A 12,151-nucleotide genomic window follows, 5' to 3' on the forward strand; every position below is an offset into this window, starting at 1 on the left:
GTCTCGACACATTCAATGCCCGTAAAGTACTCGTTCTCGCGGAGAAGTTGCAGAAAATTGTGGGAAGGCTCGGCGAGCAGCAGCCACAGCCCGATCGACATCCCTCGGCCCGCCGCCGTAACGCGAGTAAAGAGTTCTTCAGTTGACGGCTCAATTACATCTAATAAAGCCGGCTGCAAAGGTTGCACTCAACCCCCGTTCACATAATGCTCGCGTTCGTGCCGCACTCGATTCTCCAATTCCATTCTTGCCACATCTTTCGTGCGATGACTTTCCGGAAACCGGGACCGAACGGATTAGATCACTCGGCAGCTTTCCTCCGATACGACGGAGGTGATTCGCCTGCCAATATCCGCCAGCGTGAGCAATCGCCTTGTGACCGCGAGTGTACTAGCTCAAGGGTGGATCAGGTCCGCTGCGCGCTCACCGATCATAATACAAGTCGCGTTAGTATTGCCTGCAATGTGCGTTGGAAATATCGATGCATCAGCCACCCATAGCCCCTCCGTCCCCCGTACGCGGAGGTCGGGAGTCACGACGGCGCTGTCATCGATGCCCATTCGGCATGTCCCGACAGGATGGTAGCCTGGTATGGTTGCGCTGCGCACAAATTGTTCGTCTGCCTCAGGTCCCGCTTCCCGGGAAGGAACGTCGAGAAGCTGAAGTATATGACTACTGAAGGGTGGCGTCGAAGCCACCCGTCGAACCCAATCTACGGCTAGCAAAACCCGTTTAAGGTCGTCCGGATGGGCGAGTAAGCGTGGATAAATAGCTATAGGATCTCGGGGATTATTCGATCGCAGCAACAAATGACCCTTGCTTTTTGCATGGTTTACGTTGGCGTAGATACTGACGAGATTTCGTGCTGGGACGTGCCGCCTCCCATTCTTCATAGAGAAGCCGAAGGGCAAAAGGTGGAATTGCAGATCGGGCACCTCTTCATCGGGAGTGGACTTCAGGAACGCTATAACCTGCGCCAGCGACTCAGCCAGGACGCCCTTCCTTGCAAAAGCCCATTCTGCGAACGCCCGCACCCGGCCGACGCCGGACGCATAGGCATTTCCTGTCTTGATATCCACCTCAGCCAACACATAGAGGCATGGATGCTCTAAAAGGTTCTGGCCCACTTCCGGGCTTGCCACCACGGTTTTTATGCCATGCTTCGACAGCTCGGCCGGGTTGCCAATGCCGGACAGCATCAGGATCTGTGGCGAATTGAGAGTACCGGCGGATAGCACGACACCGTGTCGTGCCGTTGCGCGCATAACCTGATCACCGCGCGTGAAAACGACGCCCTTCGCGCGGTTGGTCTCCATTATGACATTGTTGACCAAAGCGTTATCCATGAATACCAAGTTCGGGTTTTTCTGCAGAGGTCCGATATACGCGTCGAATGCTGAATGGCGCATACCGTTCTTTGTGGAGCCCTGATTCCAAGCAACCCCCTCATGCGAGGGTCCATTGAGATCAGGATTATGTGGGACGCCCAAATTCACAAGACTGTCTATGAATTTCTCTGAAACCGGGACGCGCCAACGCAGGGCTGAGACCCGCAATGGCCCCATGCCCCCGCGATATGCATCATTGTCCACATATTTGTCCGCGGTCTCCATCTTACGGAAGTAAGGGAGCACGGAATTCCAGCCCCATCCATTGTTGCCGAGCTCCTCCCAACCGTCATAGTCGGTCTGTGCGCCGCGAATGAAGATCATACCGTTGATGGCCGACGAGCCGCCCGGCACTCGGCCGCGCGGCCATGATTCCCTGAGTCCGTTGCGCGTTGGGTCCGGCTCCGTCGTATAATTCCAGTCATACCGCTTGTTGCCAACGGTATACATTGAGGAAGCCGGAATACGCGTGATGTGGAGTTTCTCGCGCTCGCCAGCTTCGAGCAGCAAAACTCTGGCGCCCTTCCCTAAAAGTCGCGCGGTGACTGGCGATCCGGCACTGCCGGACCCCACGACGATATAGTCAAATTCCGTCATCGGATATTCTCGGTCCCACGTATGCGGACGCGGATGACGTCCAAAAAGAGTTATTCACCAAGGGCAGCACTTGTTGGCCAAGGGCGGACTGGCCAAACTGTTCCAGGTCTCGGTCGATCGGGCACACGGTGTCGGCCATATGATAGCCGGCCTGGCCGACCGCCGAACCGGGGTAGGAGCCGTTGCGGGTGATCGGATGGATATTCGGGACAACTTCTGCCGAGGCGCCTTCGTTGCGCTGCCAGCGCGCGAAAATGTGCTCGAGGAAGTCAAGATATTCGGGTGTGTGCACGGCGGTGATCGGGCCAAGGCTATGATTCTTGGGCCGTTCAAAGGTCAAACCGGCTGATGATGCGCCGGCTAACGATATCTCGACACGGGCCGGCTTTTCAGGATGGGGCCGGGCTGTGCCGCTGGAGAGGTAAGCTTTGGGCTCGTGGCGTTTTTGTTCCTCGGCGTAGAAAGCTTTCATCGTCACTCCTCTGGCACGTCGGCCCTCTGGCACATTGGCAAATGCGAGCAAGGCCTTTGCCGATGATCTTCTGTCCTGCTCGTAACTTGACCAGCCGATGCCGAGCTTTTCATAAAAGCCTTGGCCGAAGCGCGGATTCTGGCTGCTCATCAAATCTGCGGCTCAACCGTCGACCTGAACCTAGAGAACTCAGATGTCCGTTGCGCAGCAAAGCGTTATCCCATCCGGGGTGGTAATCTGCCGCAGCGTTCAGCACTTCTCGTCAACTCGCACATCTCCGTTGGCGCCGAAAACCCCGACCGCTCTTGATCGCGGTCCACAATGCGGAGGATATACGGACACGGCCTGCCAATTGCGAAGTTCTTATAAATGTTCGTTGCGCAATGCTCATCGGATTCGTTAGATGCTTCATTTCCTGCCAGTGCATGAATTCCGTACAGCAACAATATTACGCGTGTTTAGTAAAATGTAACAAATAGTTCAAAAATGTTGTCATATATATATTGTTGACGAGATAGCTCACGGGAGAGCATAGTGTGCTCCACGTCATGTTTAGGTACGACCGCATCTTCGGGCAGCCATGTTCCGCAGTATTGCAAGGTGCAGCTTACAAATTCCACCGCGGCTGGTCCGACGTCGATGGCGACTGTACCGCGTCCCATATGTCCATATACGGAGGAACTGTCATGAGCATTCCCGATCAAACGAGCGCCGCAGAGCAAGCTGCACGACATCGCATCGAGGCTTGCTATGAGCTCGACGGCGACGCCGGCCGCTTGGCCCAGTATTATGGCGCCTGGGCCAGTGCCTACGATTTGGATGTAAGCCGCGAGGGGTATTGTGGGCCGAAGATCGTCGCGGAACTGGCGGGCGCTATGCAGACTGCCTATTTGGGCAGGGAGCGAGCAGCCATCTCAATCCTGGACGCCGGTTGCGGAACGGGCCTCGTGGGTGTGCAGCTGGAGCGCCTCGGCTTTCGGTTGATCGACGGGTTTGATCTCTCCGAGACGATGGCGGAAAAGGCCCGGCAGACCTGCGTTTATCGACATGTCCGAGGCGATGTCAATCTAAACGGGCCGCTCTCTGACTACCCCAATGCAAGCTATGACATCACAGCAAGCTGCGGCGTCTTCACGCAAGGGCACGTCCGGCCAGATGGGCTGCGCGAATTGGCCCGCGTCACGCGTCCGAGCGGGTTCGTCATCGCAAGCACCCGCAAGATCTATGCAGAGGCAACTGCCTTTGAAGACGAGGTGCGGCATCTGCAGGATGCGGGCGTTTTTGCGCTGGAACACTGTCTCAAAGACGGCATGCTCATCAAGGAGGACCGGGCTCACTACTGGATTTTCCGCATGACCCATAGTCGGCCCTGAATAACGGCGAAGGCGTTGATATTCCGAACCCGAGAAGACGGGTGGATGCATCCGATTTCGCCGTTTTCGGCTGGAGTGCTTGCAGGCACCAGGCAAGCAAAAGAGCGAGAACCGTGAGGATCAGGCGCAGATTTTGGCCTGCGGCGACGAGCAGTGCATTGATCGCATCGCCAGCATGGCCGAGGAGGAAGTTGCGGTCCAGTCGGCCGTCGGTCTTCATGTGACCGATGGTGGCCTCGATGGCCGATCGTCGTTTCAGTTCCCGACGCATGGTTGCCGTCAGGCCACGCTTGCGGCCGGCGATCATCACCGATCCCGAGCCGGCATAGTCGTGACCGCGATATACCTTGTCGACGTAGATGCGGTCCGGATCGACGCCGCCGACCTCCACCGCCTGATCGACCGTTGCTACGAGCGTGTGGCCATCATACGGATTACCCTCGAACGCCTTGGCCGCCAGCACGAGGCCCTCGCGGTTGGTTGCAGCGATCCCGAGCTGGCAGCCGAATTTGTAAGGGTTGCGGGCTTTGCCCTTCGCGATGCAGACCACCTCGGGCGCGTGCAGGGAGTAGATATTGTTCCTGTCGGTCGGGTTCTGCGCCAAGAGCCGCCCGAGCAACCGGGCAAATCTGGCCTCGAGTTCGGCATTGCCGGCGATCTTGCGGCCGACGTCGCGCAACACCCGGCCGAGACAGGTGCGAAGGCGCTTGAGTTCGCGACGCATCCGGCAGAACTGTCGGGCATGCGCATAGCGAACTACGTGGGATAAGGGAACCGAAATGGTTCAGCACGAACATCTCAAGATCGACGCGGGTGTCCAAGTTTACTCTGCGATCCGCAAATCCCCTGGCAGCGTAGCACCAACGGGAACACCAACGGGCTACTAGGTCAGTACTTCCCGAAAGGCACCGATCGGAGCATTCACAGCGCCGACGAGTTCGCCGCCGTCGCCGCGGCCCTCAATGGCAGAGCCGGAAAGGCCTGGCTGGAAAACGCCGGAAGGCGCTTGACGAATTGCTACTGTGAGTGGACACAATCGATGTTGCGACGACCCGCTTGAATCCGCCCTTGGGAGTGGCTTCTCTATTGCGGCGGTTACCGGAAGAGCCGAGATCATGGACGCGCCAATCCTGGTGGACTCGGCGGGACCTACGGCGGCAACCGATCGCGGGAATCCGTCGAGAGCTCGCCGCCGGACCTGGGGAGCCTACAACGACGGCGGCATCCCTATTGATCACGTCGCTTATTAAAGCTCGGTTGCAGGCTTTGATCCTTTAGGTCACGTAAGTTGGCATCTCGCGAAGCAAGCATCCACGTGGCGAAAGTCTTGGCCGCGGCCGACAGCGGAACGTTCTTGCGCCAGACCAGATAGATCCCGCCGTCGGCTTGAATCTTGTCATCGAACAGCTCAAAAAGTTGGCCGGCCCGAACAAACTCGGTTGCAGTGCCAATCCATCCAAGCGCGATGCCTTCGCCTGCGAGTGCGGCCTGCATCATGGTCAAATGATTGTCAAAATGCGGCCCAGGCAGCTGGTGGGTCTTGATGCCATAGTGGGCAAACCATTGCTCCCAGTCGAACCATGCCTTGTCGTCCGCTCTTGCGTGCAACAAACGGTGGTGAGTGAGATCGCGGGGAGTCTCGATGGTGGCCGAGCGTGCCAGATAGACCGGGCTTGCGACCGGAGTGATCAGCTCCAGCAACAGCAATTCGGCATCGCAATCGGGCCAGTTTCCCCTCCCGAACCGGACTGAAATGTCGATCCTTTCAGAGAGTTCGGGCAAGCCCTGATACGCCGTCACCATGTTCACCGTGATCTCAGGGTGGCTCTCGTAGAATTCCTTCAGGCGAGGCAGCAGCCAGAAGTTCGCGTTGGCGAGGTTACATGAGACCGTAAGACTATCAGCATTATGGCCTCGCTGAAGCGTCTCGCCCTCGAGGGAGATGATATCAAGACCGGCTACAAGGGCATTTACATAGCGCCTCCCCTCAATCGTGACGCGTACGGGCCTGCTTTGTCTATCAAACAACCTGACTGACAAAAATTCTTCCGCCTGCGTAATGAGGTGGCTAATGGCTGACTGGGTAACGTTGAGCTCATTTGCCGCCTTGGAGAGGCTCTCCAGACGGGCCGTCGCCTCTATGGCGAGCATCACGCGCAACGGGGGGACATGTCGCCAATATTTCATGAGCTGCTCTCATGTGCCATGAATGGAATGCGCATATCGCTCCGCCTCAATAGCGCATATTTGAGGCCTGACTTCACCACGGTAAGTTCATAACATGAAGGCCCGCTATACTAGGTGTCAAGGTCGTCGCATGTCGCCATGTCCACTCGTCCAGAAGTCAAATCTGATCCGGCATCATGGGGTCATTACCCTGAACAGCCCTGCCGCGACGCCGATCGACACGGAGCGTGAGCAGTCCTGCGCGCGAACCTAGCTCAAGCCCCAAGCGAGACTTGAATGTCAGAGACTTACGACGCGATCGTCATTGGAGCCGGGCACAACGGACTGGTCTGCGGCGCCTACCTGGCTCGTAACGGCCTGAAGGTCAAAGTCCTCGAGCGACGCTCGGTGGTGGGCGGAGCAGCCGTAACCGAGGAATTCCATCCAGGTTATCGGGCCTCGACTTTCTCCTACCTGATGAGCCTGTTGCACCCGAGGATCATTCGCGACCTCGAACTCGCCAGTCATGGGCTCCAAGTGCTGCCCTGCTCGGATATGTACTCGCCGCTGGACGATGACTACATCGTCTTCTCCGACAACGTGAAGAAGACGCAGGAACAGTTCGGTCGCTTCAACCGCCACGACGCTGAGATCTATCCGGAATTCGACCGCTACATAAGCGAAGCCGCCAACGTGGTGCGCAAGCTTCTGTTCGACGTTCCGCCAGACCCGTCGCGGACCGACTTCAAGTCGCTTAAAAGCCTGGCCTCGTTCGCCTGGAAGTACCGCAAGATCGGCGATCGCTTCTATCGCCTCGTCGACCTGCTCACTATGAGCGCGGACGACTTCCTGCGGCAATGGTTCGACGACAGCCGCATCCGGGCGGTTCTCGCGTACTACGCCTCGATCGGGACGTTCGTCAGCCCGCGTACGCCCGGGTCTGCCTACGTGATCATCCACCACATCATGGGCGAGCACGAAGGCGCTGGCGGGTGGGGATTCATCAAGGGGGGGATGGGTGCGATTACCCAGTCCATCGCTTCCTATGGCCGTACGAAGGGTCTCCAGATCGAGACTGAGGCCGATGTAGAACGGATCATCGTCGAGAACGGCAGAAGCGTCGGCGTTGCCCTGCGCAACGGTCGTGAATACCGCTCGAAGATTGTCGTCTCGAATGCCGCGGCCCCGATCACGTTCCTGAAGCTGGTGGACTCAAAGGAGCTGCCGTCGGAATTCGTGCGCGACATACGCAATTATCGGACGCGCTCCTCCGCTTTCAAAATCAACATCGCGTGCGAACGCCTCCCGCAGTATCGGGCGCTCGACAAGGCGATCGCGGACGGGGCTCTCGGCAGCTTCACCTACCCGACATACGTGCACATCGCGCCCGACGTCGAATATTTGGACCGCTCGTATACAGATGCCAAGGACGGCTGGTATTCCACAGAGCCGTTCCTGACGCCTGTTGCCCCTACGGCGGTCGACGACACCCTTGCTCCTGCAGGCAAGCACGTTCTCAACGTCTTCGGCGGGCACGCCGCATGCGACCTGAAGTCGTCCAACTGGGAAGCTGAGAGGCCGAACCTCGTCAAGAACGTGATGGCCACCATGGACCGCTTTGCGCCAGGCTTTTCGGGCGACGTCATTGCCATGGATGTGCTCACGCCCGACGAGATCGAACGCCGGGTCAACCTACCCTCCGGCCACATCTTCCATGGCGAACTCGCACCTGACCAACTCTTCTTCAAGCGGCCGGCTGCTCACTACTCCGACTACAGGTCGCCGATCCGAGGACTCTATCAGTGCGGCTCGAGCACTCATCCAGGAGGCGGCGTATCCGGCATTCCTGGCCACAACGCAGCGCGGGAAATTCTTAAGGACCAAGGGAAGCGGATGCGATGAGCGCGCGCCACCATCAACATTTAGAAGGACAGACCAGATGGCGATGATCCGCCGCACGCCCTATTATCACAAGCACGCGGCCCTTGGCGCGGAGTTCGTGGACCGCATCGGCTTCGCAGCCGCCTTGCACTTCGGGTCCATTGAAGCAGAGCACATAGCCGCTCGAGAAAACGTCGGTCTCTTCGACGTCTACTCGCAGTACTTCCTGGAAGTGACCGGACCGGACGCACTCAACGTGATGCAGAAGCTGTGCGTCAACGACATCGGGCGCGTCCGACCGTCAGGCGTTGTCTACACCTCGCTCTGCAACGCCGAGGGCGGGATGATCGACGACCTGTTGGTTTACCGTATGGCAGACGACACATTCAGGGTTTGTCCCACACCGTCGCGGTTCGTGTCGGTCGAAGCTTGGATACGCGAGGTGGCTGGCGAACTTCGGGTCCAGGTCATCAATTATGGCGCTCGCTTTGCTTACATGTCGGTGCAGGGCCCGAAATCCCGAGCACTTCTTTCAAGGCTCACCGATGCCGATCTCTCAGCGTCCAAGCTGAAGTACTTCAGGTTCGTCATGGGCGACCTGGCGGGTGTCCCCGACGCGATGATCTCCCGCACCGGCTACTCGGGCGAGCTCGGCTATGAGTTGTTCTATCCCTCTGAGTACGCCGAGCACGTCTGGGACCGCCTTATCGAGGCCGGAGCCGACCTGGGCGTGAAGGCTTGCGGACTGGGCTCGCTCGCTACCCTAAGGATGGAGAAGAAGTTTCCCCTGTATGGTCTTGATCTTTCGACGGGCAATACCCCTGTCGAAGCGGGCCTCGAATGGACTGTCCGCCTTGACAAACCCGATTTCATCGGCCGCGACGTCATCGCGCGCCAGATGGAGCAGGGGCCGTCAAGGCGCCTCATGCTGGTCGAGACCGCCGACCTTGATGTGCCGCTGGAGCTCGGCGCCGACATCACGGTCGATGGCAGAAAAGCCGGCACCGTCACATCGGTCGCCAAAGGCTTCACCGTCAGGAAGGCCCTGGCGCAAGGATACGTCATTTCGGAACTGGCCAATGACGGACAGCAGGTGGTTGTCGAAGCCAAGGCGGGTGTCAGCAAAGCTGTCCTTCGCAGCGAGGCGCTCTACGACCCGAATAGGACGCGAGCCAGATCCTAAGAAGCCAGCGAGGCGACAACCTCGCCTCACGGAGCATGCGTTTTGGACCGTGAATGGGAACAAGAACAGGAGGAGAGCATGAAAAACTTCAAGTCGAATGGCGGACGCGTTCCTGCGTCCGTCGACGAAATGGCCAAGGACGCTCGCGAGGGCCGGATGGACCGGCGCGAGTTCCTTGCAATCGCGAGCGTGTTCGGCGCATCGGCCACCATGGCCTACGGCATGGCGGGCCTTGCTTTGCCGCAGCCGGCCTTCGCTGAAGAGCCGAAGAAGGGCGGAACGCTGCGCGTGGCTATGTCCGTCAAGGGTCAGAAGGACCCGCGCACATACGATGGGGAGAAATGGCAAATGTTTCTCGCTGCTGGCTTGAGCCTTTGGTGCGATACACGCACGAGTTCACATTCGAACCGGTTCTGCTCGAGAGCTGGGACGTCAACGATGACGCCACCGAATACGTTCTGCACGCGCGCAAGGGCGTGACGTGGAACAACGGCGACGGCTTTGATGCTGACGATGTCGTCTTCAACATTACCCGGTGGTGTGAAAAGGGTGTTGCCGGTAACTCCATGGCAGCGCGCATGGGTTCTCTGATCGACGACAAGACCGGCAAGGCGAAGGATGGCGCGATCACAAAGGTCGATGATTACACCGTGAAGCTGAAGCTGAACGGGCCGACATATCAATCATCCCTGGCTTCACGGACTACCCGGCTCTCGTCGTGCATCGCAACTTCGACAAGGACGCCGCCGATCCGGTCAAGAAGCCGATCGGTACGGGACCATTCGAACCTACGATGTCGGCCAGAAAGCGGTCGTCAAGCGCCGCGAGAATGGCAAATGGTGGGTGGAGAAGCGCCGCTCGACGGCGTACAGTTCATCGACTACGGCCAGGATTTCACCGCTACGATCTCGGCGTTCGACTCCGGCGAAATCGATTTGGATTACGAGACCCCGTCCGACTATATCGATGCACTCGGCAAGATCGCTTGGTCAAGTCCGAGGTGGCGACGGCGACCACTGTTGTTGCGCGCACTAACGTCGCGCACAAACCGTATGACGACCAAAGGGTGCGCAACCGTCTGCAGATGACGGTTGACAATAACGCCGTGCTGCAGCTCGGCTACAACGGTCGCGGCACGGTCGGAGAGAATCACCACGTCAGTCCAATTCAGCCCGAGTATTTCCCGCTTCCAAAAAAGGCACGTGACGCCGCCGGCGCCAAGAAGCTGATGGCGGAAGCCGGACAGGCCGATTACGAGCACGAACTGATCACCATCGAAGACGACTGGCAGAAGGCCACAGGGGATGCGATTGCCGGTCAGCTACGGGAAACCGGTATCAAGGTGAAGCGAACGGTATTGCCTGGCTCGACGTTCTGGAACGACTGGACGAAATATCCTTATTCGCTCACCATTTGGTATATGCGTCCGCTGGCAGTCCAGACGCTCGCTCTGGCTTATCGCTCGGGCGAAGCCTGGGGTACGCCAATCCCGAGTTCGACGCCAAGTTGAAAGAAGCTCTTTCGATCAGCGACCCCGGCAAGCGTAAGGAGGTCATGAAGGACGTCGAGCAGATCCTGCAGGATTCCGGTATCATCATCCAGCCGTACTGACAGAAGCTTTACTGTCATATGAGCAAGAAGCTGAAGAACTACGGCATGCACCAGACCTACGAGATCGATCTTCAAAACGTCTGGCTGGACGCATAGGCAAGCTCATACGACAGCCGATCCCTTCTGGCATTGGCATAGCGTTCGGAGCGGGCATACTGCGGCTTTCGCAATTGTCGCGTCTTGGAAGCGACAACTAGAGGGGGTTCCTGGGGGATTCGACATCCTCCAGGTTCGATACAAGCAGGCATTCACCAAGATTGTCGTGCGCAAGGCCAGCCCGTCCGCCGGATCACCTCCCAAGGCTGCACCGCAAGCCTAGTCGGTACCCGCCACGTGGCGGGTACCGACCTTTCGTCAAGTTGAGAGGCACGATCCCATCATGTCCGGCGAAAACGTCATCCTGTCTAAGCTTCCACAAACTTGTGCAGCAGATGCGCGACAACGTTTATAACGGGCTGAACACATCCTTATCGAGCGCGGCTGGCAGCCCGACACGGTGATGGCCGAAGCGCTGGTCGAAGGCATGCGCATTGTCGGCGAGGGTTTCGGCGAGGGCATTCTCTTTGTGGCGGAAGTGCTGCTGTCGGCCAAGGCCATGAAGGCCGGCATGTTCATCCTACGGCCGCTGCTTATCGCCGACGGCGCGCCGAGGCAGGACAAGATGGTGAGATCGGCACCGTCAAGGGCGACATCCACGACATCGGCAAGAACCTGGTCGGCATGATGATTGAAAGCGCTGGCTTCGACGTCATCGATCTCGGCATCGACCATGCAGTCGAAAAATACCTCGACGCCATCGAAAGCACCAGCCTGACATCATCGGCATGTCTGCTGCTGACCACGACTATGCCCTACATGAAGGTCGTCATCGACACGATGAAGGAAAAGGGCATCCGCGACGACTATGTCGTGCTGGTTGGCGGCGCGCCGCTCAATGAGGAATTCGGCAAGGCCGTCGGCCCAGACGCCCGTTGCCGCGATGCGGCGGTGGCGGTCGAGAGCGCCAAGGACTTCATGAAGCGCAAGCACGACACTACCAACCGACGGCCGCGTGGCCAGTCTCGTATGTCCGCCAGCGCATGTCGACGACCCATTAGGGAAGATATGACCGAATGAATGCACCATTTTTGGCGGTGAATCGAGCTTGCGACGTTCGTCGGGACTTTAGGCGGCTGCCAAAAGGGGCGATGTGGAGGCGTATCGAGTGGTCATCCTGGCGCTTCCCGGATTCTCGCAACTCACCCTTTCATCTTTTGTAGATCCCCTCCGGCTTACGAACTCAGTCTCCGGCCGCGCCTCCTTCGAGTGGGCAATCGCGAGCCTGGATGGTAATCCAGTCGAGTGCGCCAGTGGCCTCTGGCTGTCGGCCAGCACGGACTTCGCGAGCACGGGGCAAAGCCTGCAGACTGTGATTTTTCATGGAATGAGGACCCTGTTTGAGGGGTGATTTTCGTCCAAACGGGACCCCTTAACGAAGGGG

7 protein-coding genes and 4 pseudogenes are annotated in these 12,151 nt (G+C 58.4%); 7 read left to right on the forward strand and 4 right to left on the reverse strand.

Going from position 1 to position 12,151, the window contains the following annotated elements; all coding sequences use genetic code 11:
* Nucleotides 1-395: 395 nt before the first annotated feature.
* On the reverse strand, nucleotides 396-1,985 hold the full coding sequence (locus NKI61_RS21550) for a GMC family oxidoreductase (RefSeq protein ID WP_352840728.1): 1,590 nt from the start codon (nucleotides 1,983-1,985) through the stop codon (nucleotides 396-398).
* Nucleotides 1,986-2,081: 96 nt separating this feature from the next.
* Nucleotides 2,082-2,457 (reverse strand): annotated as a pseudogene (locus NKI61_RS21555) (histone deacetylase family protein); the annotation flags it as partial.
* A 686-nt stretch (nucleotides 2,458-3,143) separates the two neighbouring features.
* Here NKI61_RS21555 and NKI61_RS21560 point away from each other — a divergent pair.
* The gene (locus NKI61_RS21560; RefSeq protein ID WP_352840731.1) at nucleotides 3,144-3,830 is read left to right on the forward strand and encodes a class I SAM-dependent DNA methyltransferase; all 687 of its coding nucleotides are present in this window, start codon (nucleotides 3,144-3,146) and stop codon (nucleotides 3,828-3,830) included.
* A gap of 43 nt (nucleotides 3,831-3,873) precedes the next feature.
* Here the strand turns inward: NKI61_RS21560 and NKI61_RS21565 are convergent.
* Nucleotides 3,874-4,584 (reverse strand): annotated as a pseudogene (locus tag NKI61_RS21565) (transposase); the annotation flags it as partial.
* Nucleotides 4,585-4,588: 4 nt separating this feature from the next.
* Between NKI61_RS21565 and NKI61_RS21570 the strand changes: the two are divergent.
* Nucleotides 4,589-4,840: pseudogene (locus tag NKI61_RS21570) on the forward strand (transposase); the annotation flags it as partial.
* Between the two features lie 217 nt (nucleotides 4,841-5,057).
* Here NKI61_RS21570 and NKI61_RS21575 read toward each other — a convergent pair.
* Nucleotides 5,058-6,017 carry a LysR substrate-binding domain-containing protein gene (locus tag NKI61_RS21575; protein WP_352840733.1) on the reverse strand — a complete coding sequence of 320 codons (960 nt, stop codon included), beginning with the start codon at nucleotides 6,015-6,017 and terminating at the stop codon, nucleotides 5,058-5,060.
* 276 nt (nucleotides 6,018-6,293) lie between these two features.
* Here NKI61_RS21575 and NKI61_RS21580 point away from each other — a divergent pair, with 276 nt between their 5' ends.
* The 5 genes and pseudogenes from NKI61_RS21580 (at nucleotide 6,294) to NKI61_RS21600 (ending at nucleotide 11,787) form a co-directional block, all read left to right on the forward strand.
* Nucleotides 6,294-7,898: a phytoene desaturase family protein gene (locus NKI61_RS21580; protein WP_352840735.1), complete on the forward strand. Its 1,605-nt coding sequence runs from the start codon at nucleotides 6,294-6,296 to the stop codon at nucleotides 7,896-7,898.
* 37 nt (nucleotides 7,899-7,935) lie between these two features.
* A complete protein-coding gene (gene gcvT / locus NKI61_RS21585) occupies nucleotides 7,936-9,060 on the forward strand; it encodes a glycine cleavage system aminomethyltransferase GcvT (protein ID WP_352840738.1) in 1,125 nt (374 codons plus the stop codon).
* Nucleotides 9,061-9,138: 78 nt separating this feature from the next.
* Nucleotides 9,139-10,767: pseudogene (locus NKI61_RS21590) on the forward strand (ABC transporter substrate-binding protein).
* Nucleotides 10,768-11,170: 403 nt separating this feature from the next.
* Nucleotides 11,171-11,395 carry a B12-binding domain-containing protein gene (locus NKI61_RS21595; protein WP_352840740.1) on the forward strand — a complete coding sequence of 75 codons (225 nt, stop codon included), beginning with the start codon at nucleotides 11,171-11,173 and terminating at the stop codon, nucleotides 11,393-11,395.
* Nucleotides 11,392-11,787 carry a cobalamin-dependent protein gene (locus NKI61_RS21600; protein WP_352840742.1) on the forward strand — a complete coding sequence of 132 codons (396 nt, stop codon included), beginning with the start codon at nucleotides 11,392-11,394 and terminating at the stop codon, nucleotides 11,785-11,787. Before NKI61_RS21595 ends, NKI61_RS21600 begins: the two co-directional genes overlap by 4 nt.
* The last annotated feature ends 364 nt before the right edge of the window (nucleotides 11,788-12,151 follow it).

Source organism: Mesorhizobium sp. M0514 (genome assembly GCF_040321145.1).
GTDB lineage: Bacteria > Pseudomonadota > Alphaproteobacteria > Rhizobiales > Rhizobiaceae > Mesorhizobium.